Origin of the sequence: Rhizobium sp. 268 (assembly GCF_036571585.1) — a bacterium.
Classification (GTDB): domain Bacteria; phylum Pseudomonadota; class Alphaproteobacteria; order Rhizobiales; family Rhizobiaceae; genus Rhizobium; species Rhizobium redzepovicii.
Genome location: NZ_JAPPSO010000001.1, coordinates 1 through 25,517, shown reverse-complemented (window position 1 = coordinate 25,517; position 25,517 = coordinate 1). Strand labels below are relative to the sequence as shown.

General features: G+C 61.9%; 32 protein-coding genes and 1 pseudogene. 19 read left to right on the top strand and 14 right to left on the bottom strand.

Going from position 1 to position 25,517, the window contains the following annotated elements; genetic code table 11:
* Positions 1 to 307: 307 nt before the first annotated feature.
* The 3 genes and pseudogenes from OS035_RS00165 to OS035_RS00155 all read right to left on the bottom strand — a co-directional run bounded on the left by OS035_RS00165 (position 308) and on the right by OS035_RS00155 (position 2,563).
* Entirely contained in the window at positions 308 to 643 is a 336-nt protein-coding gene (locus OS035_RS00165; RefSeq protein WP_097627769.1) for a hypothetical protein, read from the bottom strand.
* Positions 644 to 691: 48 nt separating this feature from the next.
* Positions 692 to 988, bottom strand: a complete 297-nt coding sequence (locus OS035_RS00160; protein WP_097627706.1) for a hypothetical protein — start codon at positions 986 to 988, stop codon at positions 692 to 694.
* A gap of 174 nt (positions 989 to 1,162) precedes the next feature.
* Positions 1,163 to 2,563, bottom strand: a pseudogene (locus OS035_RS00155) (MFS transporter).
* A gap of 123 nt (positions 2,564 to 2,686) precedes the next feature.
* Here OS035_RS00155 and OS035_RS00150 point away from each other — a divergent pair.
* A complete protein-coding gene (locus OS035_RS00150) occupies positions 2,687 to 3,649 on the top strand; it encodes a LysR family transcriptional regulator (RefSeq protein ID WP_097627770.1) in 963 nt (320 codons plus the stop codon).
* A gap of 62 nt (positions 3,650 to 3,711) precedes the next feature.
* Here OS035_RS00150 and OS035_RS00145 read toward each other — a convergent pair whose 3' ends face one another.
* The 6 genes from OS035_RS00145 to OS035_RS00120 all read right to left on the bottom strand — a co-directional run bounded on the left by OS035_RS00145 (position 3,712) and on the right by OS035_RS00120 (position 6,347).
* Positions 3,712 to 4,092, bottom strand: coding sequence for a VOC family protein (locus tag OS035_RS00145; protein WP_097627710.1), 381 nt, complete (start codon positions 4,090 to 4,092; stop codon positions 3,712 to 3,714).
* A 230-nt stretch (positions 4,093 to 4,322) separates the two neighbouring features.
* Positions 4,323 to 5,165 carry a transglutaminase-like domain-containing protein gene (locus tag OS035_RS00140; protein WP_097627712.1) on the bottom strand — a complete coding sequence of 281 codons (843 nt, stop codon included), beginning with the start codon at positions 5,163 to 5,165 and terminating at the stop codon, positions 4,323 to 4,325.
* Between the two features lie 27 nt (positions 5,166 to 5,192).
* On the bottom strand, positions 5,193 to 5,468 hold the full coding sequence (locus tag OS035_RS00135) for a DUF1488 domain-containing protein (protein ID WP_331813209.1): 276 nt from the start codon (positions 5,466 to 5,468) through the stop codon (positions 5,193 to 5,195).
* On the bottom strand, positions 5,459 to 5,755 hold the full coding sequence (locus OS035_RS00130; RefSeq protein WP_097627716.1) for a hypothetical protein: 297 nt from the start codon (positions 5,753 to 5,755) through the stop codon (positions 5,459 to 5,461). Before OS035_RS00130 ends, OS035_RS00135 begins: the two co-directional genes overlap by 10 nt.
* Complete coding sequence (locus OS035_RS00125; RefSeq protein ID WP_097627717.1) at positions 5,752 to 6,087, bottom strand: hypothetical protein; 336 nt, start codon at positions 6,085 to 6,087, stop codon at positions 5,752 to 5,754. Before OS035_RS00125 ends, OS035_RS00130 begins: the two co-directional genes overlap by 4 nt.
* Complete coding sequence (locus OS035_RS00120) at positions 6,084 to 6,347, bottom strand: hypothetical protein (RefSeq protein ID WP_097627771.1); 264 nt, start codon at positions 6,345 to 6,347, stop codon at positions 6,084 to 6,086. Before OS035_RS00120 ends, OS035_RS00125 begins: the two co-directional genes overlap by 4 nt.
* A gap of 511 nt (positions 6,348 to 6,858) precedes the next feature.
* Between OS035_RS00120 and OS035_RS00115 the strand changes: the two genes are divergently transcribed.
* The 4 genes from OS035_RS00115 (at position 6,859) to OS035_RS00100 (ending at position 9,563) form a co-directional block, all read left to right on the top strand.
* Entirely contained in the window at positions 6,859 to 7,176 is a 318-nt protein-coding gene (locus OS035_RS00115) for a co-chaperone GroES (protein ID WP_097627719.1), read from the top strand.
* Positions 7,177 to 7,225: 49 nt separating this feature from the next.
* On the top strand, positions 7,226 to 8,860 hold the full coding sequence (gene groL / locus OS035_RS00110; RefSeq protein ID WP_331813208.1) for a chaperonin GroEL: 1,635 nt from the start codon (positions 7,226 to 7,228) through the stop codon (positions 8,858 to 8,860).
* Positions 8,861 to 8,926: 66 nt separating this feature from the next.
* Positions 8,927 to 9,319 carry a hypothetical protein gene (locus OS035_RS00105; protein ID WP_097627723.1) on the top strand — a complete coding sequence of 131 codons (393 nt, stop codon included), beginning with the start codon at positions 8,927 to 8,929 and terminating at the stop codon, positions 9,317 to 9,319.
* A 58-nt stretch (positions 9,320 to 9,377) separates the two neighbouring features.
* Positions 9,378 to 9,563 carry a hypothetical protein gene (locus tag OS035_RS00100; RefSeq protein ID WP_239620401.1) on the top strand — a complete coding sequence of 62 codons (186 nt, stop codon included), beginning with the start codon at positions 9,378 to 9,380 and terminating at the stop codon, positions 9,561 to 9,563.
* 276 nt (positions 9,564 to 9,839) lie between these two features.
* Here the strand turns inward: OS035_RS00100 and OS035_RS00095 are convergent, their stop codons facing one another.
* Complete coding sequence (locus OS035_RS00095; protein WP_097627772.1) at positions 9,840 to 10,457, bottom strand: NADPH-dependent F420 reductase; 618 nt, start codon at positions 10,455 to 10,457, stop codon at positions 9,840 to 9,842.
* Between the two features lie 102 nt (positions 10,458 to 10,559).
* Here OS035_RS00095 and OS035_RS00090 point away from each other — a divergent pair, with 102 nt between their 5' ends.
* A complete protein-coding gene (locus OS035_RS00090) occupies positions 10,560 to 11,447 on the top strand; it encodes a LysR family transcriptional regulator (RefSeq protein WP_097627727.1) in 888 nt (295 codons plus the stop codon).
* 42 nt (positions 11,448 to 11,489) lie between these two features.
* Here the strand turns inward: OS035_RS00090 and OS035_RS00085 are convergent, their stop codons facing one another.
* Entirely contained in the window at positions 11,490 to 12,395 is a 906-nt protein-coding gene (locus OS035_RS00085) for a S1C family serine protease (protein WP_097627729.1), read from the bottom strand.
* 241 nt (positions 12,396 to 12,636) lie between these two features.
* On the opposite strand from OS035_RS00085, the gene OS035_RS00080 reads away from it, so the two are divergent.
* Positions 12,637 to 14,040 (top strand): aminotransferase-like domain-containing protein, encoded by a 1,404-nt coding sequence (locus OS035_RS00080; protein WP_183777470.1) that lies wholly within the window; start codon positions 12,637 to 12,639, stop codon positions 14,038 to 14,040.
* 173 nt (positions 14,041 to 14,213) lie between these two features.
* Positions 14,214 to 14,582: a DUF983 domain-containing protein gene (locus tag OS035_RS00075; RefSeq protein ID WP_097627773.1), complete on the top strand. Its 369-nt coding sequence runs from the start codon at positions 14,214 to 14,216 to the stop codon at positions 14,580 to 14,582.
* On the opposite strand, the gene OS035_RS00070 is transcribed toward OS035_RS00075, so the two are convergent.
* Complete coding sequence (locus tag OS035_RS00070; protein WP_097627733.1) at positions 14,552 to 15,478, bottom strand: LysR family transcriptional regulator; 927 nt, start codon at positions 15,476 to 15,478, stop codon at positions 14,552 to 14,554. The genes OS035_RS00075 and OS035_RS00070 overlap by 31 nt on opposite strands.
* A gap of 141 nt (positions 15,479 to 15,619) precedes the next feature.
* On the opposite strand from OS035_RS00070, the gene OS035_RS00065 reads away from it, so the two are divergent.
* The 4 genes from OS035_RS00065 to OS035_RS00050 all read left to right on the top strand — a co-directional run bounded on the left by OS035_RS00065 (position 15,620) and on the right by OS035_RS00050 (position 18,379).
* A complete protein-coding gene (locus OS035_RS00065) occupies positions 15,620 to 16,231 on the top strand; it encodes a glutathione S-transferase family protein (protein ID WP_097627735.1) in 612 nt (203 codons plus the stop codon).
* Positions 16,232 to 16,291: 60 nt separating this feature from the next.
* Entirely contained in the window at positions 16,292 to 17,245 is a 954-nt protein-coding gene (locus OS035_RS00060; RefSeq protein WP_097627737.1) for a pyridoxamine 5'-phosphate oxidase family protein, read from the top strand.
* Between the two features lie 83 nt (positions 17,246 to 17,328).
* Entirely contained in the window at positions 17,329 to 17,790 is a 462-nt protein-coding gene (locus tag OS035_RS00055) for a nuclear transport factor 2 family protein (RefSeq protein WP_003587706.1), read from the top strand.
* Positions 17,791 to 17,818: 28 nt separating this feature from the next.
* A complete protein-coding gene (locus OS035_RS00050; protein WP_097627774.1) occupies positions 17,819 to 18,379 on the top strand; it encodes a TetR/AcrR family transcriptional regulator in 561 nt (186 codons plus the stop codon).
* 38 nt (positions 18,380 to 18,417) lie between these two features.
* Here OS035_RS00050 and OS035_RS00045 read toward each other — a convergent pair whose 3' ends face one another.
* Positions 18,418 to 18,549 (bottom strand): hypothetical protein, encoded by a 132-nt coding sequence (locus OS035_RS00045; RefSeq protein WP_003587702.1) that lies wholly within the window; start codon positions 18,547 to 18,549, stop codon positions 18,418 to 18,420.
* A 157-nt stretch (positions 18,550 to 18,706) separates the two neighbouring features.
* Between OS035_RS00045 and OS035_RS00040 the strand changes: the two genes are divergently transcribed.
* Positions 18,707 to 19,393 (top strand): hypothetical protein, encoded by a 687-nt coding sequence (locus OS035_RS00040; protein ID WP_097627739.1) that lies wholly within the window; start codon positions 18,707 to 18,709, stop codon positions 19,391 to 19,393.
* Between the two features lie 19 nt (positions 19,394 to 19,412).
* Positions 19,413 to 19,718 carry a Dabb family protein gene (locus OS035_RS00035; RefSeq protein ID WP_097627741.1) on the top strand — a complete coding sequence of 102 codons (306 nt, stop codon included), beginning with the start codon at positions 19,413 to 19,415 and terminating at the stop codon, positions 19,716 to 19,718.
* 287 nt (positions 19,719 to 20,005) lie between these two features.
* Here the strand turns inward: OS035_RS00035 and OS035_RS00030 are convergent, their stop codons facing one another.
* A complete protein-coding gene (locus OS035_RS00030; protein ID WP_097627745.1) occupies positions 20,006 to 21,229 on the bottom strand; it encodes an MFS transporter in 1,224 nt (407 codons plus the stop codon).
* Positions 21,230 to 21,547: 318 nt separating this feature from the next.
* Here OS035_RS00030 and OS035_RS00025 point away from each other — a divergent pair, with 318 nt between their 5' ends.
* The 5 genes from OS035_RS00025 to ccmI all read left to right on the top strand — a co-directional run.
* Positions 21,548 to 21,796, top strand: coding sequence for a hypothetical protein (locus OS035_RS00025; protein ID WP_003587696.1), 249 nt, complete (start codon positions 21,548 to 21,550; stop codon positions 21,794 to 21,796).
* Between the two features lie 53 nt (positions 21,797 to 21,849).
* Positions 21,850 to 22,521: a response regulator transcription factor gene (locus OS035_RS00020; RefSeq protein WP_003569356.1), complete on the top strand. Its 672-nt coding sequence runs from the start codon at positions 21,850 to 21,852 to the stop codon at positions 22,519 to 22,521.
* Positions 22,511 to 23,914, top strand: coding sequence for a sensor histidine kinase (locus tag OS035_RS00015; protein ID WP_097627747.1), 1,404 nt, complete (start codon positions 22,511 to 22,513; stop codon positions 23,912 to 23,914). The genes OS035_RS00020 and OS035_RS00015 overlap by 11 nt, the downstream gene beginning before the upstream one ends.
* 118 nt (positions 23,915 to 24,032) lie before the next feature.
* Positions 24,033 to 24,458: a hypothetical protein gene (locus OS035_RS00010; protein WP_097627748.1), complete on the top strand. Its 426-nt coding sequence runs from the start codon at positions 24,033 to 24,035 to the stop codon at positions 24,456 to 24,458.
* A 90-nt stretch (positions 24,459 to 24,548) separates the two neighbouring features.
* The coding region (ccmI, locus tag OS035_RS00005; RefSeq protein WP_331813207.1) for a c-type cytochrome biogenesis protein CcmI at positions 24,549 to 25,517 on the top strand (969 nt) is incomplete at its 3' end.

Sequence of the window (25,517 nt, the reverse complement as noted above, 5' to 3'; positions counted from 1 at the left end):
CGACCGCGACCGGAGATCGCGGGATCGTCGTGAGGACGACCCGACAACGCCGGGCCGCAGGAATTGAATGAAATGATGCCTGCTGAAACCGCATCGAAGTCTGGAGGCGGATGACCTCAGAGGTCACCAAAAGCCAAACCCGACGTTGAGGCGGGACGTCACCATGTTTTCGCGATCGGGAAAATGGCGGGCCGGATTCCGGTCACCGCAGATGCCGCATCGGCCAAATCAGCGAGCCCTTCTCTTACAATGAAATTGCGGTGCCATTAAGGCCGTTGCCGCAACAAAGCCATATTTTCAGAGGGGCTTAATCATTGATGGGAAACAGGCGGATCAGTTTGGTTCTTTCCATTTCCGCTCGCCCGGATGCCGACATGATGCCGCGCGCCAGGCAAAGATCTATATCCCGCCCGATGTCGAACGGGACCCGCATCCCTCCGGCCTTGAGCAGGCGGTCGGTCATCGTGAGAAGCAGGTCCACCCTTGCCTGGCAGCCGTCCGCTTCGAGGAGCGCCACCCGGCGCTCCCTGTCAATCGCAGCAAGATCCTTGGCATGCTGCCGTTGCTGATAAGCGCCGAACTGCACCCATCCAAGATAACCCGCCACTGCGACGCCGATACAGAGACACAGGGTTTTCCGCAGCTTCAAAGTGATTGGCTCCTTTGGCGAATCTGAAAGATGCGCAGCGCATCAGCCAGCGGCCCGTCTTTCGCGCGGCAATCCCTGTATCGCATATCGGTTGAAGATGGGGGTGATCGGTTTTGGCGGTTCCTTCGGCTTGCCGAAATGGTATTCGAGAGCCTTTGAGAGCATGGCAGGCGAGGTGACGCCCTCCTGGAACAGCCTGATCAGCAACACGGCCGCGACGTTGAACACGCGTTGGTCATCGATCAGGATTCTGGCGTCGTAGCCGGCGTCGTCGAGCACGCCTTGAAGCATGTCGAGATCGGACGAGGTCAGATGCGGCTTTTCGGAAGTGGAAGACATAGGCCCTCCTTTCGTCGGGGCGAGGGGATGAAACCCTCAGTCGGCAGCGCCCGTACAATGGCTGCCGAAGGCGAGACCATGCGCCTTTCGCCGAGGCAAGGCAATGGGATTCTGTTGCTAATATTCGCTTTATCTTATGAAGCGCCCGCACCGGTCAGGGTGCGGGCGCAACGGTCATTCCGCGGCCTGATAGGCCGAAGTCCGGGCGGCCGATGTCCGCGGACCGGCGGCGGCAAGCAGGGTGATCGCGACCGCAAGCAGCGCCACGAAGGCGATACCGGCGACATAAGGATCTCAGCCGAAATGCGGTGCGGCGCCGAATACTGCCGAAGCGGCTGCGAGCACAATGCCGCCGCCGATCTGGAAGGAGGCGAAGAGCAGTCCGGAAGCGAGCCCCGATTTGTCATCCTCGACGTCAGAAAGGGCTGCGACCTGCACCGAAGGGTAGGTCAGTGCATAACCGAGGCCGAGCGGGATCTGCGAAAACAGCACGAGCAGGATCGCGTCGACATGCCCGAGTGCGGTCACCCAGAAGACGTAGCTGAAGGCCTGCAGGCCGACACCTGCCGCCATCAGCCTGGTAGCGCCGCGATTTTGTGCAAGGCTTGCAAAACGGGGCGCCAGGAACATCACGAAGACGCCGCCAAGCGCAAAGCAGAAGCCGGTGGTGAAGGCCGACCAGCCGAGGACGTTTTGGTAATAGAGCGTCGCCAGGAACTGGAAGCCGACATAGGCGCCCTGGAAGAGGGCGGCAATCGCATTGGCGTGCCGAAGTTTCGCCCGGCGGAACATGCCGAGCGGCACCATTGGATCGGGGTGGCGCGCTTCGACTGCGAGGAAGAGCAGGATCAGCGCCAGCGATGCCAGCAGCGAGCCCCAGGTCGCAAAAGCCTGCCAGCCGGCGGCCGCGGCATTGGTGATGCCGAAGACGAAGAGCAGCAGCCCGGGGGTGATCGTCAGCGCGCCGGTCCAGTCGAAAGCGGGCCGCGGCCCCGTCCTTTTCGGGTCTGCCGGCAGCGCCAGCGGCGCAAGAAAGAGCGTCAGGATGGCGACCGGCGCACCCATGACCAGCGTTGCCCGCCAGCTGAGGATGGTCGCAGCACCGCCGAGCACCATGCCGAGCACGAACCCTGTCGCGCCGGTCGAGGCGAAGACGCCGAGCGCCTTTGCCCGTGCAGTTCCTTCGCCAAAGACGGAGAGCAGCAGCGCAAGCGCTGCCGGCGCGGTGAAGGCCGCCGCAATGCCCTTGATCAATCGGGCGGCGATCAGAGTCGGGCCGCTGTCGACGAAGCCGCCGGCGATGCTGGCGGCAGCAAAAATCGCCAGCGACCAGAGGAAGACGCGGCGGTGGCCGAAGACGTCGGCGACCCGGCCGCCGAGCAGCAGAAAGCCGCCATAGCCGAGCACATAAGCGCTGACGGCCCATTGCAGCGACGTCGCTTCCATGCCCAGTTCAGCCTGGATGGCGGGCAGCGCGACACCGATGGTGGAGACGTCCATGGCGTCGAGAAAATTGGCGGCGCAGAGCAGCAGCAATGCCAGCCCCGCTCCGCTTTTCGATTTGGAAAGTGTCATCGATACGTTCCTTTTTTGCTGCCGCCTCGTCGAGGGAGGTTGCGCGGACGGCAGGGAACGGAAAAATGTACATCTTCCTACCTCATTGCAAATTGATAGTAGCCATGCCAGGTATTACTCATGATGATGAATGATGCCACGCTTCGCAAAATCGACCTGAACCTTCTGCTGGCCTTTTCGGTGCTGATGCAGGAGCGCAATGTCAGCCGCGCCGCCGAACGGTTGCTGCTCGGCCAGCCGGGCCTGTCGGCCGCTTTGCGACGGCTGCGCGAGACACTTGATGACGAACTGTTCGTGCGTGTCGGTCGCGGCCTGCAGCCGACGCCCCGCGCCCTTTCCATTGCTCCGGCAATCGAGGATGCGCTCTCGGGCATCGAGCGCGCTATTCGCCCGCAGGCCGACTTCGATCCGGGAAGCTGGCAGGGCGAGTTCCGCATCGGCATGTGCGACAATCTCGAATCGGCCTTTTTTGGCCCGCTTGCCGCCCGACTGCTGCAGCTTTCACCCGGCGCCCGGCTGATCGGCATCGCTTCCGAAAAGCGCGATGCCGCCCGCCGGCTGGACGAGGGGGGCTTCGATTTCAGCGTATCCGTGCATGACGAACCAGCCTCCTGGCACATCCGAGCGCCGCTGTTCAATCAGGCATCGATCTGCATTTACGATGAGGCTCAACTCAAGCTGAAGGCGCCACTGAGCCTTGAGGATTTCGCCGATGTCGCCCATGTCACTGTCTCGTTCGAGGGCAACGCCTCGACCAGCATCGACACCGCGCTGAGCCGCACCGGCCATGTCAGGCGTGTGGTGGCAACGGTGCCGCGCTTTTCCGCCCTGCCAACGGCGTTGCGGGCGATGCCGGCCATATCAATCGTGCCGGAATCGATCGGACGCTGCATGGCGCAATTGCACGGACTGACGATCTCAGCGCCGCCGCTTTCGCTGCCGGCCGATCCGGTAACCATGCTCTATCGCCGCGTCGACCAGGCCGATGGCCGGGCGCGCTGGTTCCGCCGCCTGTTCCTCGACGTCGCCGGCGAGGCGCTCGTCGCCTCCGGCTGCCGCGTCTCGATATCGAGAGCTGCGGCGTAGAGCAATTCCAGGAAAAGTATGAAGCGATTTTCCGCCCGGAATTGCGTCAGAGCTAGCGCCTATTACAGTTCGCCTTTATGGAAATAGGCTTCGAGACGGTAGCCGTCCGGGTCGATGATAAAGGCTGCATAATAGAACTGCCCGTAATCCGGCCGAATGCCGGGTTCGCCATTATCAGTGCCGCCGGAGGCGACCGCTGCCGCGTGAAAGGCATCGACGGCGGCTTCATCAGGCGCGACGAAGCAGAAATGCAGCCCGGATCGCAGATCGGCAAGAACCGGCTGCTCGACCTGCATCACCCAGAGCCCGACCCGTTCCGGGCCATAGCCGATCATGGTGTCGGAATTGGACAGGCGCTCATATCCGAGCGGCGCCAGCGCCGCATCATAGAAATGGCGGGCTCTTTCGAGGTCTTTGACGCCGATGGAGACATGATCGAACATGGGCCGCAAAACTCCCTCCCTTTTTCGCCAATCCCCGAAGGATTGCTCATCCCCAAGATGGCACGATGCCAACATCTTTCAACCGCCGTCCCGAGTCAACGAATGGGCTTGCATCGTCATCGCAGCTTGCCTGCTCATTCATGGCCGGTGATTCAGCCCAGCCGCTGTCACGTGGTTTTGGGGAGGGCAGAGTCCGGCTCGGGGGCGGTGAGGCTGCTGCCGCATCCGTTCTAAACAGCGCCCTCGGAGACGCTTTGCATCTGCTGCAGGTCCGTCATCTCATAGGTCCAGACTCGAAACGCCTTCAGCACATGCGGTCCGAAGGAATTGATGAGCGGTATGTCGGCAGCGTCGCGCCCGCGGGCGACGACGATGCGACCGATCCGCGGTGTGTTGTTGCGCGGATCGAATGCATGCCATGCACCGTCAAGGAAGACCTCGATCCAGGCGCTGAAGTCCATTGGATCAACGACGGGAATGCCGATGTCGCCGAGATGACCATTGATATATCGGGCAGGAATGTTGAGGCAACGGCACAACGCCACCGCCAGATGCGCAAAGTCGCGACAGACGCCGACGCGTTCGTGGAACGCCTCGAAGGCTGTCCGCGTCGATCGCGCCTGCATGTAGTCGAATTGGATATGGCCGTGAACGAAGTCGCAGATCGCCTGAACGCGGCTCCAGCCGGGTGCGACGGTGCCGAATATATCCCACGCAATCTGACTGAGACGATCCGTTTCGCAATAGCGGCTGCCCATCAGGTAGACGAGGCAATCGTCTGGCAACTCCGAAACCGGGAGTTCCCTGGCGCCTGGCAGCGACCTGTCCGGTTTGCCGTCGTCTTCGATCGTCGCATCGCCCCATATGGTCAGGTCGCCCGTCGGGGCGACCAGCCGAAGGCAGCGGTTGCCGAAGAGGTCGCGATAAGTCGAAGTGGGAACATTGGGCGTGGTGAATACCGTTTCCGGAACTCTGATGTCGGCCGCACGATCCTCATGCACCGACAACAGACATACCAATGCGGTCGGCTGCGGGCAGGTCAGCGTCATTTCATAGCCGTAACGGATCAACATGGAGCGTTCTCGCGCGTCCGGATCCGTCTAGCGGAAATCCGCCGCAGTTAGAGTATACAAGGCGCGGCGGCGGTAGGAGTAGGCTTTGTGCGCCACCTCCTGAATGGAGTTGCGCAGGGCGTCGAAGGAGGATAGCCACCTCGTTACCGAAGGCTCGGTTCTTTGCAATGCGGCGTCGGATTTCGCCAGCGCGCCAACCTCGATGAAGAACAACACCTGGAACATGCCGTCATGGCCCACGAAGCGCACAGCATTTCTCGCCGGATCGAAGCTACGGCTTAGGTTCAGAAAAGCTAGCGCCATGGTTGGACCGGCGGGCTCTTCCGAGCACTCCGAGCGGTGCCCGACAGCCTGAGCCATTCCTTCCGATATCCTATGTTGAGGAGATTGAAGGACATCATGTCTTCCCCGGCTTCCGTATGGCCGGCGTGCACGGGAACGCTTGCAGAAACACGATAGACGGTCCACGAACGGGCGGATTCGATCCGGCCGTCGTGTTTGGTCTCCATGGAGTAGCGGCCGGGCGCTTCCCATGTGTGGACGGCAAAGGCATTCCGTCTTCGTTCGGCTTCGTCTCCATGGCTGTTCACGATGTCAACCTTTCGTCATTCGGGCCGCGGCCTTGGCCAAACGTCCTCTCGATCAGTGTTGCGCCGCTGCCGGCGGGCGATAGGTTTACCGATTCCAGGCTATCTTCCGTCACGACCCGCTCATGACGTTCATCGTCACTGCGGATGCGGTATTGCAGCACATTTCCTCTGAGAGGCAGCGTGGCGGTAACACGGTATGTTTCGGGGAGCTTGGAGGGAACGACGAAGAACCCGTCCTTCACCCGGACGGTCTGCCCCACCGTGAAGATATGTGTTGCTGCCTCGCGCCGGATGGAGCGTCCATTGCGTTGCGGGATGCGCGTAGCGGTCATGACGGTTTTTGGTCCTTTTCGAGCACGGTTTCGAGATCTGACAAGTGGATAGGCATCATTTGCTGCGTCGAACTCTGGGCGGCTATCGCCGGCAGGTGGATGAAGGCGCCGACCCGTCGCCAGGCAAGCCTGGAGACGCCATCGATCAATTCCTCGTCATAATCGACGCGGTATTCTCCGGCTGGCTGCGCTCTGTCGAAACCGGGCAGGCGGAATGGGGATGAAAAGCGGACGACGGTTTGTGTGGTGCGACTTGTCACGGCTCGGGCCTCCGCAGGATACACCGATATGTTTCCTGTATCATTGAGATCCGAACCGGACGAACTCGAGGCTGCCGGTACATCCGCGGTCAGCGCCAAGCTCATTCCGGATCGGAACAGGCGAACTCAACGCCGGAACGACGTTATGGATCGCTGTCGAGAATTCAGTGGTGATGGCGGGTCGTAGGTCTCTGACACCGCGAAGCCAGGTCGGCTAAATCGACGAGACCTATCATTGCGCCTCGATTGCGTTTAAATCAAGATAAAATCTGATTTATCTATGAAAAACGCCAAATTAACTCTTTGTTCATTCAAATAAAATCGGACGCGATGGCGCAAAAAATTCTATTCACTTCCCGATTATTACAAAATACTCGGTCGGATTGATTTCCTGAATATCTCAAAAAAATTCCTGCGTGAATAATATTTCTTGGCACTCCTATCAATCGAGTGCCACGAGTGCTATTTATGAGTTGCAGCCGCCCTACGCGCCGGCAGCAGAAAGACCTCTATGAAATTCCGTTCACTTCACGACCGCGTCGTCATCCGACGTGCGGAAGGCGATGTCAAATCCAAGGGCGGGATCATCATTCCAGACACCGCCAAGGAGAAGCCCCAGCAAGGCGAAGTGGTCGCAGTCGGCCCGGGTCTCCGCGACAAAAGCGGCAATCTGGTCCCGCTTGATGTCAAGGTCGGTGATCTCATCCTGTTTGGAAAATGGTCGGGGACAGAGGTCACGATCGATGGCGAAACCCTTCTGATCATGAAGGAGACCGACATCATGGGCATCGTCGAAAAGACCGAAGCGGCTGCCGACAAAGCCGCCTGAGCGTCGAATTTGTGACCAGCATCTCAAGACCGAACTGGGAAGAAATATCATGTCTGCCAAGGAAATCAGGTTCTCCACCGACGCGCGCGACCGCCTGCTGCGCGGCGTCGAATTGCTCAACAACGCCGTCAAGGTGACGCTTGGCCCGAAGGGCCGCAACGTCGTCATCGACAAGGCCTATGGCGCACCGCGCATCACCAAAGACGGCGTTAGCGTCGCCAAGGAGATCGAGCTCGCCGACAAGTTCGAGAACATGGGCGCGCAAATGGTGCGCGAGGTGGCTTCGAAGACCAATGATCTTGCCGGCGACGGCACGACGACGGCAACTGTTCTCGCCGCCTCCATTTTCCGCGAAGGCGCAAAGCTCGTCGCTGCCGGGATGAACCCGATGGATCTGAGGCGCGGCATCGATCTCGGCGTTATCGCCGTCGTCAAGGAAATCAAGGCGCGGGCGATGAAGGTCAAGTCGTCAGGCGAGATCGCCCAGGTCGGCACCATTGCCGCCAATGGCGACGCCGCCATCGGCGAGATGATCGCCAAGGCGATGGACAAGGTCGGCAATGAGGGCGTCATAACGGTCGAAGAGGCACGAACCGCCGAGACCGAAATCGATGTCGTCGAGGGTATGCAGTTCGACCGCGGCTATCTCTCGCCATATTTCGTCACCAATGCCGAGAAGATGCGCGTGGAACTGGAGGATCCCTATATCCTCATTCACGAGAAGAAACTCGGCAGCCTGCAGGCGATGTTGCCGATCCTGGAAGCGGTCGTACAGACCGGCAAACCGCTGCTCCTCATCTCGGAGGACGTCGAGGGTGAAGCGCTGGCGACGCTTGTCGTCAACAAGCTGCGCGGCGGCCTGAAGGTCGCAGCCGTCAAGGCGCCGGGTTTCGGTGATCGCCGTAAGGCAATGCTGGAAGACATTGCCGTGCTCACGGCGGGCCAGATGATTTCCGAGGATCTCGGCATCAAGCTCGACAACGTCACGCTCGATATGCTCGGCCACGCCAAGCGCGTGCTGATCGAGAAAGACAGCACCACGATCATCGACGGCTCCGGCGAGAAAGCGGCCATCCATGCGCGTATCCAGCAGATCAAGGCGCAGATCGAGGAGACCACTTCCGATTACGACAGGGAAAAGCTGCAGGAGCGCCTGGCGAAACTCGCCGGCGGCGTCGCGGTCATCCGCGTCGGCGGCGCGACCGAGACGGAGGTCAAGGAAAAGAAGGACCGCATCGACGATGCGCTGAACGCCACCCGTGCGGCGGTCGAAGAGGGCATCGTGCCCGGCGGTGGCGTGGCATTGTTGCGCGCCAAGTCGGCCCTGACGGGCCTGACCGGGGAGAACGCCGACGTGACGGCGGGCATCTCGATCGTGCTCAGGGCGCTCGAAGCCCCGATCCGACAGATCGCCGACAATGCCGGGTTCGAGGACTCAATCGTCGTCGGCAAACTCGCGGGCAGTAATAATGACAATCAGGGCTTCGACGCCCAAACGGAGACCTATGTCGATATGATCGAGGCCGGCATCGTCGATCCTGCCAAGGTCGTGCGCACTGCTCTGCAGGACGCCGGTTCGATTGCGGCGCTGCTGATCACCGCCGAGGTGATGATCGCCGACATTCCCGCAAGAGACTCCGCCCCTGCAGCCGGAAATGGCGGCATGGGCGATATGGGATACTGAGAACAGCCTGAACCGGTCCGGCGTCGTCGGACGGCGCAACTTGAACAATAGACAGGGAGAATTCCAATGTCCGTGCAGAGCAGCAGTAAAACATCGATCACCCAGCGTTTCGACAGTTACCAGCCATCCAAGACGCTTCTCGTCTGGGCCTGCGTCGTCACGGCGATCGCCACGATGATTATCGGCTTCAGCTGGGGCGGTTGGGTAACAGGCGGCACGTCAAGCAAAGCGGCAGCCGCCGCCGGCGACGTTGCACGCGGAGATCTAGCGTCGGCCATTTGCGTCGAGCGGTTCAAAGCAGCGCCGGATGCGGCCGCCAAGCTTACCGAGTTCAAGGCGATCACCGACGGCTACAAGCAGCGTCAGTTCGTTGAGGCCGGCGGCTGGGCCACCATGCCTGGGCAGACCTCACCCGACAGTCGGAGTGTTCAAGCCTGCGCCACCACGCTTGCCGCCTGACACTGTTTTCGAGAGCGCTCCGCCACCTGTGCGGGGCGCTCCCTCTGTTGACGCAGGAATGATCGATGATCCGTTTCAAAAAAAGAGCGACCCGCAGCCAGCCGCAGAAGACGCTGGCGACAACCGCTTCCAGAAAATCCGCGAGGCTGCAGCCGACGGGCACAGGAAGGTCGCCAACGACAGCACGCGTCCTCGCGCGTCGCGGGAGGCGGCAGATGGCGATCCGCTTATCTCAGTGCATTGACGATCTAAAGAGGCCGCCGGCGCAGCCTGGAGAGGGCGCGATCTTCCGCGGCGAGGCCGCGCTGTTTGTCGATGGCGAAGCCAATCAGACGACAGAGGTTTGCCCAGGCTTCGAACGACGCCACCATCTTTCAACCGCCGTCTCACGTCAGGAACGGGTCTAGCCGATATGGTTTGGCAGCTCAATGATTTAGGCGATCCTTTCAGCGACTCGGTCAGCCGTTCAATCAGGAAGCAGGAATGACTGGCCCCGCATGGGCGGAGACCAGCCGTGATCTCAGCCGTCGATGGCGACCCATTTCGGGGCGATCCCGGTACCGCGGCCCAGGCCGTAACCAAGGCGGATATTCAGCATCCCCAAGGGTTCGAGCAGGCGAGCGGCATCGAGCGAGCCGGTTTTCTCGACAGCAAAGTCGGCATCCTTCACCAGCGCTGCGGCGGTTTCGACAGCATTGTCGTCCCCGGCCAGGAAGACCGGTATCGTGGAGCTGTGCTTTGGGGAAGCCGCAAACAGCTCGGCAAAGATGGTATTGAAGGCCTTCACGACCTTGGCGCCTTTGGCCCTGTGCTGGATTTCTTCGGCTGCAGATGTGTCGTGACCGAACAGCAGGCCGGAGAAATCAGGCTTGAGCGGATTGGTAATGTCGATGACGATCTTGCCCTGCAATGCTGCGGTTTCGGCAAATTCGAGCGCCGCGGCATAAGGCAGCGCGACGACCAGAACATCGGCTTCGGCCACGGCGGAAGAGATCGATGCGCTCGTCGCGCCGATCTCCTCGGAAAGCGACTTTGCCGCGGCCTCATTGCGCGATGCGAGGATGAGCTCGCGCTTGCCTGCCAGGCGACGCGCCAAGCCGGCACCCATGTTTCCAGTTCCGATAATAGCGGTTTTCATATGGTCGGTTCCTTCATCGAGTTGAATGACGTCGATATATCCGACCGCGATCACATCATAAATGGCATTGAATGGCGGAATATAATTGCATAAAAGTATCGAATGACAGATCTCACCAATTTGAAGACCTTTGTAGCCGTGGCGACGGCTGGCAGTTTCGCCAAAGCTGCCGCCAGGCTCAACCTTTCGCCCGCCATGGTGGGCCGGCGCATTCAGGCTTTGGAAACAGATTATGGTGTCAAGCTGATCGAGCGCACCACGCGAACCCAGAGGCTCACCGAGATCGGCCTGAGATTTCTGGAGAGAGCAAGCAGGGTCATCGATGAGTTGGAGCAGCTGAACGATATTGCCGGCCCCGACAACCATGAAATATCCGGCCACCTCCGCATCAGCGGACCGACGACGCTCGGCGTGAAGCGCTTGGCATCGTCCATTGCTCGCTTTGCCAATCAGCATGCCGCGGTCAGTCTGGAGCTTAATCTGACCGACCGGAACGTCGATCTGATCGCCGAAGGCTATGACCTTGCCATTCGAGTGGCGCATCTGCGGCCATCTTCGTTGATCGCAAGAAGGATCGGCACCTATCGCTTCGTCTGCTGCGCCTCTCCAGGTTATCTCGGCAAGAACGGCACCCCGACCCATCCCGAGCAGTTGCAAGAGCACCGCTGCATCCTAAGCCTCAACCTCGTCCCGCGCGATCAATGGCATTTCGAAGATCAAAATGGACGGGTACTGGCGGCAAAGATCAACAGCAATATCGGTATCGACAATGGCGAAGCCATGCGCGTTGCCGCGGTGGAAGACGCCGGCCTCGTCTATGCGCCGCTGGTCCTGGTAGAGGAAGACATCGCCGCCGGGCGGCTGACCGAAGTGCTTGCCGATTGGGAAAAATACAGCCTGCCGATCCATGCGGTTCACCCGTCGCGGCAATTCGTGCCGCGACGGGTGAAGGCCGCGATCGGCTGGATCACCGGAGATCTCCGCCGGTAGAATTCGCGCAAGCGGAAAGCGCATTTGGCGGCGGTCGGCGACCTACTGCAGCTGCGGCTTCTTGAGGAAATTGTTGCGGTCGGCGGACTTGATGCGCAGCCAGGCTTCCCGGCCGTTCCTGAGAATCCGCATCGGAATCTCGGCGCCGGCCGGGCCGCTGCTCCAGACCTTGCGGTAGAAATCGGCCAGGCCATCGACCTCTTCGTCGCGGATCTCCGAGATGATATCGCCTTGCCGCAGGCCCGCCTGGGCGGCCGGGCCGCCTTCGGCAACGCTCATCACCACCACGCCGCCATTGCTCTCGGCGGAGAATGCGCCGAGCCAGGGCCGCGGCGGTTTGTTGACGCTTCCGCGGTTCAACAGATCGTCGAGGATCGGAGTCAAAAGGTCGATCGGCACGATCATGTTGATATCGGCGACCTCGTCGCCCTGGCTCATTTGCAGGCGAAGCGAACCGATGCCTAGAAGCTTGCCGTCCGAACCGATCAGCGCCGCACCGCCCCATGAGGGATGTGCCGGCGCCGTGAAAATCGCCTCATCAAGCAGATATTCCCAGTAGCCGGCGAATTCCTGCCGGGCGACGATGTTTGCCTCGACGAATTCTCCGATGCCGTCGGCAAGCACGACGGCATCGCCGGCCTTGGCGTTTGCCGCGTCGCCGAGATCCACCGCCGGCGCATTGAGAGCCCCGAGAGCCTGCACCAGGCCGAAGCCGGTTTCCTGATCGTAAGCAAGTGCATGAGCGGGAACGACACGCCCGTCATTGGTGGTCAGCCAGACCTCTTCGGCCTCGGTGATGAGATAACCGATGGTCAGCACCAGCCCATTGTCGCGAATGACCACGCCACTGCCCTCCCGGACAGTGCCCAGCGTCTCTGCTGTGAAGGCATCTTCCGGGATGGAAGAACGAACGGCCACGAGTGACCGCAAAATTGGATCGATATTCATGCTTTCATCCTGACAGAGCGCCGGCGCGAAAGGCCGAAATCTCGCGCACTCTGTCTTGAATAGGTAAGAAGATGGGCGGGCGGAGGCAAGGCTATGGCCGATGGAATTTCCAACCCCTGGGGACTGCGCCACGCCATTCATCGCCGTACCGAAGTCTTGCATACGACATTTTTCGTGACAGCGTCATCGTGCAACAATATACAGTCAATCCCATCAAGACTCAAGCTGCACGGATGACGACATGAAAGACTGGCATCCCGATCTCGGGCGAAGCAGCAGCCCGCGTTATATGGCGATCGCCGATGTGATCGAAATGGATCTGCGCAGCGGCCACCTTGTGGCCGGCGACCGGCTGCCGCCGCAACGCGAACTCGCCAAGCGGCTGAATGTCGATTTCACCACGGTGGCGAGAGGGTATGTCGAGGCGCAGAAGCGCGGGCTTGTCGATTCGCATGTCGGCCGAGGCACCTTCGTCACCGGTGGCGCGGACAAGGAGCGCCAGGGATTCGCGCCCGACGCCGCGCCCGATCCTCGCCGCGCCTCCATCGTCGATTTCTCGATGAACATGCCGCCGGAACCGGATGATCCCGAGCTGATCGCCCGCATGCGCGAGGGCATGTCGGCGGTGACGGCGAACCTCATTCCGCTCCTGCGCTACCAGGGTTTCGGCGGCTCCGGCATGGACAAGGAGGCTGCTGCCTCCTGGCTCAGCCGTCGCGGGCTGGTGCCCTCGCAGGAGCGCATCTTCGTCACGCCTGGCGCCCATCCGGCCCTGTTGGCGATCTTCGGCCTGCTGGCAAAACCGGGCGAGACCGTGCTCTCGGAAATCATCACCTATCCCGGCATGCGCTCGATCGCCGCCCAGCTGCGGCTCAATCTGACCGGCCTGCCGATGGACGAGGACGGCATCCTGCCGGACGCCTTTGCGAGAGCCTGCGAGCGGTCGCAGCCGAAGGCGCTTTATCTCAATCCGACGCTGCAAAACCCGACGACGCTGACCATCCCCGCTAGGCGCCGCGAAGAAATCGCTACGGTTGCCCGCAAATATCACGTGCCGATCGTCGAAGACGATGCCTACGGCTTCATTCCGCTGGAAGGTCCGTCGCCGCTTGCGGCAACGGCGCCAGATCTCACCTGGCATATCGGCGGGCTGGCGAAATGCATCGGTGCCGGCCTGCGTCTTGCCTATGTCGTGGCGCCTGATAGCAAGGCCGTGTGGCCCTTCGTCAGCGCCATGCGCGCCAACAATGTCATGGCCTCGCCGCTGACCTTGGCGCTCGCCACCCGCTGGATCGAAGACGGCACGGCCGATGCGATCCTGCGCTTCATCCGCACGGAAGCCGCCGCCCGTCAGCAGATGGTCGCCGCCCTCCTGCCTGAAGGCAGCTACCGCGCCGATCCGCTCAGTTTCAACATCTGGCTGCCGCTCTCCAACGGCTGGACCCGCTCCACCTTCGGCAGCCACATGCGCTCCGCCGGCATCGGCGTCGTGGCAAGCGACGCCTTTACGGTCGAGGGCGCCGCGCCCGAGGCCGTGCGTGTCTGCCTCGGCGGCCCGATCAGCCGGGAGAAGCTGCAAGGCGCACTGGATTTCATGGCCCATGCGTTGGAGGGGCCGCCGGAAATGGCGGCTTCGTTCTTCTGAGCCGCAAACGCCGCAGCTAAGCCCTTCAGACAAACGCGGTCGGCCCGGCCTGCGGAACTCTGCGACATTCTGACGAGTTGACTGGCAATGTCCGAAAAATGTATTTATATTGAATGCATACATTTATCGGCATTGATTGGCTTGATGCCGGCGCAGAACAAGGTGTGATCGTCATGGAAACCGAATATCCCCCGCTTCCTCCGCTGCAGACCGGCATCAGGGGGCGCTGCCCGCGCTGCGGCCAGGGCCATATGTTCAACGGCTTCCTGACGCTGCAGCCGGAATGCGAGGCTTGCGGCCTCGATTATTCCTTTGCTGATCCGGCCGATGGTCCGGCTTTTTTCGTCATCTGCTTTGCCTGCATCCCGAGCGTGCTGCTCGGCGTCTGGCTGGAGGTGGCGTTTGCCGCGCCGATCTGGGTGCAGCTTCTGGTCACCGGCCCCTTCATGCTCGCCACCTGCATTCCGCCATTGCGGCCGCTGAAGGGCTGGCTGGTCGCCAGCCAGTATTTCTACAAGGCGGAAGAGGGTAAACTAGCCTGAGATCTGTTGAGCGTGGCGCGCAGGCGCGGCGTGGCGAAATCGATGAGCGCCCGCAATTTCAGGGGCACCAATCCCTGCGCGGGATAGACGAGATGCACCGGTGCCGGCGGCGGTTCGAAATCGGCAAGCAGTGGCGTAAGCAGGCCGGCCGTCTCAGCGCGTGCGGCTTGATAGGACAGGACCCGGGTGATCCCGAGGCCGGCGACCGCCGCATCGACCGCAGCCTCGGCGGTGTTGACGGCAAGCCGTGAGCGGATCGGCACGGTAAGATCGCGTTTTCCCTCCGTGAATGTCCAGTTCAGCGTCGAGGCCATGCCGTCGAAGGTGATGCAGTGATGCGCGGCGAGATCGCCCGGATGCCGAGGTGTGACCTGCCGTGCGAGATAATCCGGGCTGGCATAGACCGTCCGGCGCATCGCGCCGAGCCTAGTGGCGATCAGGTTGCTGTCTGGCAGGTTGCCGATCCGGAGCGCCACATCGATGTGATCCTCGACGAGGTTCGACAGCCGGTCGCCAAGCATCAGCCGCAGATTGATATCGGGATAGGCTTTGAGGAAGTCCACCACCACGGGCAGGACATGCAGCCGCCCGAAGACGATCGGTGCGGTCATCGTCAACTCGCCCTTCGGCACGCTGTATTCGCCCGCCGCCGTCCGTTCCGCCTCTTCCACCCGATCGAGAATTTCCCGCGCCGCCTCCACATAGGAGCGGCCGGCCTCCGTTAGCGTGATCTTCCGGTTGCTTCTCTGCAGCAACTGGGCGTTCAGATGGGCTTCCAGCTCGGAAATTTTGCGGCTGACGGTGGCGAGCGGCGACCGCAAATGCCGGGCGGCGGCGGATAGGCTGCCCTGTTCAACAACGGCGAGAAGCACGGTCATGGCGTCGAGGCGGTCCATTTTATCCTTCCGAAAAATGGGAATATGCCTTCCAGATTAGCATTCTACTGCAATCAAATGGAAGGCAATACATTCCCCGCAGATGGTTCGCAGGCGGCCATCCTCAATCCCCGTCGATGGGGAAGACCAAAGGAAACCATCATGAAACTCTACCACCACCCGCTTTCCGGCCATTCGCACCGGGTTCACCTTTTTCTGTCGCTGCTTGGCGTGCCCTATGAGTTGGTCGAGGTCGACTTGGCGGCGGGCGCCCACAAGGCGCCCGAATTTCTGAAGCTCAATCCCTTTGGCCAGGTGCCGGTCCTCGACGACGATGGAGCGGTCATTGCCGACTCCTCTGCCATCCTCGTCTATCTCGCGCGCAAATATGGCCGCACCGACTGGTTGCCGGAACAGGCATTGGCCGCGGCGCGAATACAGAAATGGCTCTCGGTTGCTGCGGGTGAGATCGCCTATGGACCGTGCGCCGCCCGCCTGGTGACCGTTTTCGGCGCCGATTTCCGCACCGATGAAGTGATCGCCCGGGCGCATCGCATTCTGGCGCTGATCGAGGCAGAGCTCGCCGCCCGCACTTTCCTGCTTGGCGACAATCCTGTCATCGCCGACGTCGCGCTCTACAGCTACATCGCCAATGCGCCAGAAGGCAATGTCGACATCTCGGCCTATCCAAGCGTTCGCGCTTGGCTTGCCCGCATCGAGGCGCTGCCCGGTTTCGTCGGCTTTCGCAAGACGAAGATCGGCCTTGCCGCGTGAGACTGCGCCGGGACGGATCACCGTCCCGGTTTCCCAAATTATGCCCGCAAGGAGGCCGTCATGCTGGAGCAGACAAGAGACGACGCGACGTCACCCTGGCATCGGGGCGAACTCGCCATGCAGCGCAGCGTCGGGGTCGTCGAACGCATGGATGGACCCGGCCGGAATTTCGTCCGCAAGGCGATGCCCGAACAGCACCGCGCATTTTTTCCGATGCTGCCCTTCATAGTGCTCGGCGCTGTCGATGCCAAAGGCGATGTCTGGGCAACGGTGCGGGCTGCGCGACCGGGTTTCATGTCCTCTCCGGATCCGGAGAGCCTCGATGTCGACCTGCCGCGCGATCCGGCCGATCCGGTCGATGCCGGCATGGAGGATGGCGACGCGATCGCCATGCTCGGCATCCAGCTCGAGACCCGGCGGCGCAACCGGCTGAACGGCGTCATTCGCCGAACGGATGCCGAAGCCTTCCGCCTGCGCGTCGGCCAGAGCTTCGGCAATTGCCCGCAATATATCCAGCCTCGCTCTTCCGTCTTTGTCCGCGATCCCGATAGGCCGACAGAGGTGGTGCCGCTGCATCCCGGTCAACTCGACCATCGCATGCGCGGGATGATCGAGGGCGCCGATACCTTCTTCGTCGCCTCCTATGTCGATCGCGACAATGGCGAGCGGCAGGTTGACGTTTCCCATCGCGGCGGCGACGTCGGCTTCGTACATGTCGGTGCCGATGGGGTGCTGACCGTTCCCGATTTTTCCGGCAATCGGTTCTTCAACACCCTCGGCAATTTTCTGGTCAACCCGAAGGCCGGGCTGGTCTTCGTCGATTTTGAAACCGGCGACATGCTGCAACTGGCGGGAAAGGTCGAGGTGCTGCTGGATTCGCCCGAAGTCGCCAGCATTGAACGGGCGGAACGGCTGTGGCGGTTCACGCCGGAACAGATCGTGCTGCGCCCGGATGCCTTGCCGCTACGATGGAAGAAGGAGAGCGCCGATCTGCTACGGCGCGCCCGCGGGTGAGGAGCTGCAAAACGCTGCCCCGGCCGTCTTGCATATCATTGTACCAATCGGTACAATCATTGCCGTTCAGTACAGGAGCGCCTATGTCCAGCCTCGTCCCGCCTTTCACCCTTGAGACCGCCACCCGGAAAGTCCGCCTTGCTGAGGACGGCTGGAACAGCCGCGATCCCGAGCGCGTCTCGCTCGTTTACACGCCGGACAGCCGCTGGCGGAACCGCGCCGAATTCGTCAACGGCCGCGCCGAGATCGTTGCCTTTCTCACCCGCAAATGGGCGAAGGAGTTGGATTACCGGCTGATCAAGGAGATCTGGGCCTTCACCGACGATCGCATCGCCGTGCGCTTCGCCTATGAATGGCACGATGACAGCGGCAACTGGTTCCGCTCCTATGGCAATGAGAACTGGGAATTCGATGCCGCCGGCCTGATGCAGCGCCGCTTCGCCTGCATCAACGACCTGCCGATCCGAGAATCGGAGCGCAAGTACCACTGGCCACTCGGCCGGCGGCCGGACGATCATCCCGGCCTGACCGAGCTTGGCCTTTGACGCAAGCGAGGCCAAGGAAACTCCGCCGGTGAAGACCGTCTACGAACGCGCCGACATCGTGCCGCTGCTGGCGGAAATCTTCCGCGAACTCGGCTATGAGGGGACGTCTCTCAGCCGCATCACCGAACGCACCGGCCTCGGCAAGGGGAGCCTTTACCACTTCTTTCCCGGCGGCAAGGAGGAGATGGCTAACGCCGTGCTTGCCGAAATCGACGCCTGGTTCGAGCAGGCGATCTATCGGCCGCTGAGACAGGATGACGCCCGTCAGGCGATCGCGGCGATGTGGGTCAATGTGAATGATTACTTCAGATCCGGCCGCCGCATCTGCCTCGTCGGCGCCTTCGCCCTTGACGACACGAGGGAACGGTTTTCGGCGGCGATCGGCGACTATTTCATCCGCTGGATCGGCGCCGTGCGTTCGGCGTTGAGCCGGGCAGGCTATTCTGACGACGAGGCGCAAGCGCTCGCCGAGGAGGGCGTCGCCGGCATTCAAGGCGCGCTGGTGTTGGCGCGGGCGCTGGGAGACGAAAGGATCTTTATCCGCTCGCTGGAAACGCTGGCGAAGCGGTTTGAGGCTGCGACGCGATGAGGGCTGGCCTTACATCCGCGCCGCTTTGCCTGTATCTCTCAGCGTTGCTGTTGAGGCTGCTGGGCCGGGCGCGGATTTTCCCGTTCAAGGCGAATCTGGCGCCATTCGTTTTCCATCTGGTCTACGAGGTGCTGGGGAATGGTGGTTTGCGGAGTGGCAGGCGTCTGCATCGGAAGTCTCCTCTATTCGCGGCAAGGCTTCAGGGCAAGAAGATGCATTGCACAAGATAAAAGGTGTGTAAATCAGTGGCTTAAAGACTTTAAACGATTAAATGGATTTTAATCGATTAAGGCGGTTTTAACCACGATGTTTTCTGGGAAGCGCGGAATGGTCGTCCACATGGACCGAAGTTTATTTTTCGATGCGGTGAAGAGCGAACTCTTCAAGGGAGAGCTGACGCATCCTCAGGTAGTGGGCATCACGGCGATTCTCGACGCCTGGGAAGAGCGGTTTCCGCATGCCGACCGGCGGTGGCTCGCCTATATCCTCGCCACCGCCTATCATGAGACCGCCTATACGATGCAGCCGGTTCGCGAGACGCTGGCGCAAAGCGATGCCCGCGCCGTCGAGATCCTGGAAACGGCCTTTGCCGCAGGCCGGCTTTCCTGGGTAAAGACGCCCTACTGGCGGCCCGATGAAGATGGCCGCAGCTGGCTCGGGCGCGGCCTGGTGCAGCTCACCCACAAGCGGAACTATGAGGCGATGAGCGTGCTGACGGGTATCGACCTCGTTGCCGATCCCGACCGGGCGATGGAGATGGATGCGGCGGTGACCATCCTGATCGACGGTATGCTGCAGGGCAGCTTTACCGGCCACAAGCTTGCCGATCACCTGAACGGGGCGACCGAGGACTGGGTGAACGCGCGGCGCATCGTCAATGGCACCGACCGGGCGGAAAAGCTCGCGGGTTACGCCATGGCCTTCCATGCGGCGATGCGTCCCAATGCTGCGCATGGCGTGATCGCGCGGTTGAAGGCCTGGGGCTCGCGTGTTATCGCGCGGCTGACCCTCTGAAACTTGACAGGAGCTTCGCGTGATCCGCCATATCGTCTTCTTCACAGTGCAGGAGGAGCATTTGCAGGAGGTGAGGGCCGGGCTTTCGATCCTGACCGCCATTCCGCATGCGCGGCTCCTGGAAATCGGCACCAATGTGAAGACCGATCAGCTGGGCACCGAGATCGACCTCGTGGTCTACGGCGAATTTGACGACGAGGCAGCACTTGCCGCTTACAAGGCCCATCCGGATTATCAGCTCTCGATCGAGCGGGTGCGGCCGCTTCGTGAAAAGCGCATCGCCGCCGACTACGACAGCCGCACGGCAGTGAAACGGCCCCTGTGAGCTTAAAGCCTTGGGGATGCCGAGCACATTCTTCATAGTTTCAAATGGACAAGTGATCTGCCGCGGTGATATCGCGCGAAAGCTGACTCAACTTCTGAGCCGCCGGACTCAACCTTCGAAAAAGAAGCTGCAAGCGATTTAAAAGATTCGCCAAAAACGGCTGCTCATTGATCGTCTTCCGGCCTTGGTGGCGGCGCGCGTAGCGAACGCGTGCCCTTCTAAGGATAGATGATAATCAAGGCACCTTAAGAATGGCTGACAGAGAACGCCGCAGGCTGGCCGGGCTCTTATGAAACGACAGGGCTCGGCTGCGATGCGTGGGCGCCGCGCACCATCGCCATCAATATCAGCACGAAGGTCAGCGACAAGGCCGCGAGAACGGCGCAGGCGATGAGGGCCGGCCCGGCGCCGGCGCGGTCGAGGATGGCGGTGAAGATGACTGGAGCGATGGCGTTGGCGAGGTTTTGCGGCAGCGACAGCCGGGCCGATTGCAGGCCGTATTCGGCAGGTGAAAACAAGGCCAGCGGCAGAAGCGCGCGGGCGACGGTCATGACGCCGGCGCCGAAGCCGTAGAGCAGAACGAAGGTGACGAGCAGCGGTGTCGACGAACCGGCGACCAGCATGATCGGGAAACTGACCATCATCAAGCCGATGCCCATGACCGCGCTCAGCATGGGGTTGCCGCGCCGGCCGAGCAGCATGTCGAGGAAACGCGCCGAGATGCCGAGCACGCCGCGTGCCGCGCCGAGCTGCAGCGCGAAGGCCGGCGAAACGCCGGACTGGCGGAAGATTTCGAGCAGCGATGGCGAGATGCCGAAGGTGATGAAGGTCGAGATCGTCGTCGCCGCCGCAATCAGCAGGAAGGCTTTGCGCCGTGCCGCCTTCGACAGCGCAACCGGGCCAATGTCTGCCGCGCCGCTTTCGATATGCGTTACGATCGGTTTCGGCAGGGCGAAAAGATGCAGCGGCAGGCAGACGAAGAATTGCAGGCCGGCACAGAGGAGGAAGGTGATGCGCCATCCCACGGTTTCGTTCAGCAGGCTGAGGATCGGCCAGAAGACGGTGCTCGACAGCCCGGTGAACAGCATGAGGATGGCAATGACGCGTTTGCCGTTCGCCCCTTCGCGCTCGACGACGGCCGTATAGGCCGGTGCCGAAAGGCCGCAGGCGCCGCCGATGCCGATGACGACCCAGGCGGCGGCATAAAGCATGATGCCGTTTGCGGCTGAAAGCAGAAGCAAGCCGAGCGCAAAGATGAGCGATGAGGCCGAAAGCACACGGGCGGCGCCATAGCGGGCGAGCCAGCGTCCGGTCGCGGGACCAACGAAAGCGCTGATCATCATCATGATCGTCAGGCCGGCAAACACCACCTCGTTCGGCAGGCCGAGAGCGGGCGCCACGATGCGGCCCATCACCCCGAGCATATCGAACGTCGTGCCCCAGCCGATCACCTGGGTGATGGCAAGCACGGTGACCGTCTGCGCCGAGCGGAAGCGGAAATAATTTGGCATTGGTGCTGAAATGACCTGAATGCGGAAACAGCAAGGACATAACAGCTTCGACCGGTCGGCAAAAGCTGCGATCGCAATCCCGGCGGTCCGCGGCGCCCAGCTATTCGTCCGCGCTCGGCACTCCGTGCGTGCCTAGCGCTGCAGACTTTTCCCACGCGAAGATGGCCGCCGAACGCAGGCGCGGCGGCGGGTTTCAGCCGCTGCCGCCAGCAGTCGAGAATGGTTCTAAACGCCCTGCATTACAGCGCATTCATTTGCCATTCAGGTCGCGTGAGTACATATTCGGGCCACGTTGGCATTACCTTGAAAGCATAGCACATGGCCTTTCCTCTGAGCGTCGCAGCATTGGCCGCCGGATTGGTGGTATCGGCGCCTTCACCGGATGGCGCGGGCACCCTCGTTCATAGCGTAGCAGGCGATTGCAGCGCCGCGGCAGCCCAGGTCGTCGAGCAGACGGGCGGCCAGCTTCTCTCCGTGCAGCCGGTGGGCGATACCTGCATCATCACCGTTCTGGTATCGGGCAACGGACAGCGTCCACGCAAGGTGACGGTAAAGGTTCCGATGTAGGCGGAATCGGTCTATTCAGGACAGATCGATTTGAAGCGGACGAAGGCGGACCGATGCGTATTCTGGTAGTCGAAGACGACGTCAATCTGAACCGGCAGCTGGCCGACACGCTGAAGGAGGCGGGCTATGTCGTCGACCAGGCGTTCGACGGCGAGGAAGGCCATTTCCTCGGCGATACCGAACCTTATGACGCCATCATTCTCGATATCGGCCTGCCGGAGTTGGATGGAGTGACCGTTCTTGAAAAATGGCGCGGCGCCGGCCGCGGCGTGCCGGTGCTGATTCTGACGGCGCGCGACCGCTGGAGCGACAAGGTCGCCGGCATCGACGCAGGCGCCGACGACTACGTCACCAAACCCTTCCATGTCGAGGAAGTGCTGGCGCGCATTCGGGCGCTGATCCGGCGTGCGGCCGGGCATTCCTCTTCCGAGATCATCTGCGGCCCGGTGCGGCTCGATACAAAATCCTCGAAGGCGACGGTCAACGGTACCACGCTGAAGCTGACCTCGCACGAATACCGCCTGCTTGCCTATCTCATGCACCACATGGGCGAGGTCGTCTCGCGCACCGAACTGGTCGAGCACATGTACGACCAGGATTTCGACCGCGATTCCAACACGATCGAGGTCTTTGTCGGCCGTTTGCGCAAGAAGATGGGCGTCGATCTGATCGAAACGGTGCGCGGTCTCGGTTACCGCATTCAAGCGCCGAAACATGCGAATTAAGTCGCTCACTGCACGTGTCTTGCTGCTGACCACGGTCTGGTCGACGGTGGCGCTTGTCGTGATCGGCCTGTTGATCTCCACGCTTTACCGCAAGAGCGCCGAGCGCGGTTTCCAGGATCTCTTGCGGGCGCAGCTCTATAACGTCATCAACTCGGTGACGATAGGCGATCAGGGCGCGCTCAGCGGCAGCCCGCAGCTCGGCGACCTGCGTTTTGCCCAGCCGAAGACCGGTTGGTATTGGGTGGTGGAGCCGCTCGGCACCTATACGACAGCGCCGCTGGTGTCGCCCTCGCTCGGCTCGGCGCTCATTCCGGTGCCCTCGGTCGTCGAGGCGCCCTTCGACAAGAATTACGAACGCTACTACCAGGTGACGGATGCCTCCGGGAACCGCGTGCAGGTGGCCGAAACCGAAGTCGTGCTCGACACCGACGGGCGCGCGGCGCGCGTCCGCGTCACCGGCAATGTCGATGTCGTCGAGGACGACGTGCGTACCTTTTCCCACAGTCTCTATCTGGCGCTTGCCGGCTTCGGCGTCGGCAGCCTGATCGTCAATGCGCTGGCGATTCTCTATGGCCTGAAGCCGCTCGACAAGGCGCGTGCCGCCTTGGAGCGCATCCGCGCCGGCGAGAGCGAGCAGCTGAAGGGCGACTTCCCGCGCGAGATTCTGCCGCTTGCCAATGAGGTCAACGCGCTGATCGACAGCAACCGCCGCATCGTCGAGCGGGCCCGCATGCAGGTCGGCAATCTCGCCCATTCGCTGAAGACGCCGATCGCCGTTCTCCTCAATGAGGCGCGCGTGCTCGAAAAATCCCACGGCGAACTGGTGCGCAGCCAGGCGGAATCGATGCAGGGCCAGGTGCAGTCCTATCTCAACCGGGCCCGCATCGCCGCGCAGCGCGAATCCGTGCTCGCCCGCACCGATGCCGAGCCGGCGCTGGAGCGGCTGGTGCGCGTCATGCGCCGGCTGAACGTCGATACCGAATTCGATCTCGTCGTCTCGCCACCGCATCTGGCCGTCGCCATGGAGCAGCAGGATCTCGAGGAGACCGTCGGCAACCTCCTGGAGAATGCGGCCCGTTTTGCCAAGAGCAAGGTCCGGCTTTCCGCCGTCGAGGCCGGCGAGGACGTCAGGGGCGCCGAGGCAAGCGCCCGCCGCCACTGGGTGGAACTCGCCGTCGAGGATGACGGGCCGGGCCTGGAGCCCGATCAGATCCGCGAGGCACTGAAGCGCGGCCGCAGGCTCGATGAGAGCAAGCCCGGAACCGGGCTTGGCCTGTCGATCGTCACCGAGATATCAAGTGAGTATCAAGGACGGCTCGAGCTTTCCCGCGGCGAATGGGGCGGGCTCAAGGCAAAGCTTATCCTGCCCGGCATCACAAAGGATGTTGCATGAGCAACTGCTTGATGTCACAAAGATACTGGCAAATGTATAGCATGCTTTGCCTTAATGCTGACACGGGGACGCTGCACTTCGATCGGCTGAAATTGACCCCTGATCGTGGTTCGACGCAATGATTTTACGCTCGCAAGGCATGATCGCTTCTGCTCTTCTCGTCGCCGTCGCCCTCACCGGCTGCACGACGACGAAGGGTGCTGCTTCACGCGGCATTTTTTCGAGCAAGCCCTCGGCCTCGGCCGCCTTCCTCACCGCGCTGCAGGGCGGCCTTGTCGGCCGCAGCGGCGTGACGCTTGGTGATAGCGACAAGCAGCGGGCACTCGAGGCCGAATATCGGGCGCTGGAGGGTGCTGCCGTCGGGCAGCCGATGCTGTGGACCGGCAAGGACGTCACCGGCAAGGTGGTCGCCGCCGCACCCTATCAGGTCGGTTCGCAAAACTGCCGGCAATATACCCATACACTGACCGTCGACGGCAAGGACACCGTGGTGCGGGGTGCCGCCTGCCGCAACGAGGATGGCAGCTGGTCCCCGCTCGGCTAAATCAGGTGAATTGCGGCTTATAGCCTCAAATCTTCGTCATTCCGGCTTTGGCAGTTGGAATGGCGGCCGGCTTCACGTATTTGGGCCGATATGCTGTTCTGGATTCTCGTTGCCGTTCTGACGGCAGTCGTCGCTGCCGTCCTGCTCTACCCCCTTCTGCGCGGTGCGAAGGCGGCGGAGAATATCCGTGCGGGTGAGGCGGCGGTCTATCGCGACCAGCTGCGCGAACTCGACCGCGATCTCAACGGCGGGCTGATCACGCCTGAGGAAGCCGATTATGCCAGGGCCGAAATCGGCCGTCGGCTGATCGCCGTTTCCGCCGGCGGGCCGGAAGAGGCGCCGAAACCTGCACGGCATCACCGTTTCACTGAGGCCTTCGTGCTGCTGGTGCTGCCGCTTCTCGGCCTCTGTCTTTACTTGACGACGGGCAGGCCGGACCTGCCCTCGCAGCCGCTGGAAGCGCGGCTGGAAAATCCCGGCAACGACATGGCGGTGCTGATCGTCAAGGCGGAACGGCACCTGGCCGAGAGCCCCGATGACGGCAAGGGCTGGGACGTGCTGGCGCCGATCTATCTGCGCACCATGCGGGTGAACGACGCGCAACTGGCCTACCGCAATGCCATCCGGCTGCTCGGCCCAAGCCCGGCTCGGCTCGACGGCCTTGCCGAAACGCTGATGGCGGTCTCCGACGGCGTGGTGACGGAGGAGACGCGGCAGGTGCTGGAACAGTCGCTGACGCTGGAACCCGACAATCCGCGCGCTCGCTTCTACGTCGCCCTCAGCATGGAGCAGGCAGGACGACGCGACGAGGCGCGCCAGGCCTTCGAAGCGCTGGCGAAACAATCTCCGGCCGATGCGCCCTGGCTGCCGCTGGTCAACCAGCATATCGCCATGAATGGCAGTGCGCCGGGAGGCGCCGATCAGGCTCCCCCGGGCGCCAATCAGGCTGCCCCCGGCAATCCCACGCAGCAGGATGTGGCGGCGGCCGAAAACATGAATGCCGGCGACCGTCAGCAGATGATCCGCGGCATGGTCGCGAGCCTCGACGCCAAGCTCAGC

Coding starts and splice junctions, on each gene's coding strand:
- OS035_RS00020 (WP_003569356.1), top strand. CDS start 21,850: ATGCGTATTCTGGTAGTCGAAGACGACGTCAATCTGAACCGGCAGCTG.
- OS035_RS00075 (WP_097627773.1), top strand. CDS start 14,214: ATGGAAACCGAATATCCCCCGCTTCCTCCGCTGCAGACCGGCATCAGG.
- OS035_RS00085 (WP_097627729.1), bottom strand. CDS start 12,395: ATGAATATCGATCCAATTTTGCGGTCACTCGTGGCCGTTCGTTCTTCC.
- OS035_RS00140 (WP_097627712.1), bottom strand. CDS start 5,165: ATGTTGATCCGTTACGGCTATGAAATGACGCTGACCTGCCCGCAGCCG.
- OS035_RS00065 (WP_097627735.1), top strand. CDS start 15,620: ATGAAACTCTACCACCACCCGCTTTCCGGCCATTCGCACCGGGTTCAC.
- OS035_RS00070 (WP_097627733.1), bottom strand. CDS start 15,478: ATGGACCGCCTCGACGCCATGACCGTGCTTCTCGCCGTTGTTGAACAG.
- OS035_RS00060 (WP_097627737.1), top strand. CDS start 16,292: ATGCTGGAGCAGACAAGAGACGACGCGACGTCACCCTGGCATCGGGGC.
- OS035_RS00045 (WP_003587702.1), bottom strand. CDS start 18,549: ATGCAGACGCCTGCCACTCCGCAAACCACCATTCCCCAGCACCTCGTA.
- OS035_RS00040 (WP_097627739.1), top strand. CDS start 18,707: ATGGTCGTCCACATGGACCGAAGTTTATTTTTCGATGCGGTGAAGAGC.
- OS035_RS00010 (WP_097627748.1), top strand. CDS start 24,033: ATGATTTTACGCTCGCAAGGCATGATCGCTTCTGCTCTTCTCGTCGCC.
- OS035_RS00115 (WP_097627719.1), top strand. CDS start 6,859: ATGAAATTCCGTTCACTTCACGACCGCGTCGTCATCCGACGTGCGGAA.
- OS035_RS00150 (WP_097627770.1), top strand. CDS start 2,687: ATGATGAATGATGCCACGCTTCGCAAAATCGACCTGAACCTTCTGCTG.
- OS035_RS00030 (WP_097627745.1), bottom strand. CDS start 21,229: ATGCCAAATTATTTCCGCTTCCGCTCGGCGCAGACGGTCACCGTGCTT.
- OS035_RS00160 (WP_097627706.1), bottom strand. CDS start 988: ATGTCTTCCACTTCCGAAAAGCCGCATCTGACCTCGTCCGATCTCGAC.
- OS035_RS00135 (WP_331813209.1), bottom strand. CDS start 5,468: ATGGCGCTAGCTTTTCTGAACCTAAGCCGTAGCTTCGATCCGGCGAGA.
- OS035_RS00025 (WP_003587696.1), top strand. CDS start 21,548: ATGGCCTTTCCTCTGAGCGTCGCAGCATTGGCCGCCGGATTGGTGGTA.
- OS035_RS00055 (WP_003587706.1), top strand. CDS start 17,329: ATGTCCAGCCTCGTCCCGCCTTTCACCCTTGAGACCGCCACCCGGAAA.
- OS035_RS00100 (WP_239620401.1), top strand. CDS start 9,378: ATGATCGATGATCCGTTTCAAAAAAAGAGCGACCCGCAGCCAGCCGCA.
- OS035_RS00145 (WP_097627710.1), bottom strand. CDS start 4,092: ATGTTCGATCATGTCTCCATCGGCGTCAAAGACCTCGAAAGAGCCCGC.
- OS035_RS00015 (WP_097627747.1), top strand. CDS start 22,511: ATGCGAATTAAGTCGCTCACTGCACGTGTCTTGCTGCTGACCACGGTC.
- OS035_RS00080 (WP_183777470.1), top strand. CDS start 12,637: ATGAAAGACTGGCATCCCGATCTCGGGCGAAGCAGCAGCCCGCGTTAT.
- groL (WP_331813208.1), top strand. CDS start 7,226: ATGTCTGCCAAGGAAATCAGGTTCTCCACCGACGCGCGCGACCGCCTG.
- OS035_RS00125 (WP_097627717.1), bottom strand. CDS start 6,087: ATGACCGCTACGCGCATCCCGCAACGCAATGGACGCTCCATCCGGCGC.
- OS035_RS00090 (WP_097627727.1), top strand. CDS start 10,560: ATGACAGATCTCACCAATTTGAAGACCTTTGTAGCCGTGGCGACGGCT.
- OS035_RS00105 (WP_097627723.1), top strand. CDS start 8,927: ATGTCCGTGCAGAGCAGCAGTAAAACATCGATCACCCAGCGTTTCGAC.
- OS035_RS00095 (WP_097627772.1), bottom strand. CDS start 10,457: ATGAAAACCGCTATTATCGGAACTGGAAACATGGGTGCCGGCTTGGCG.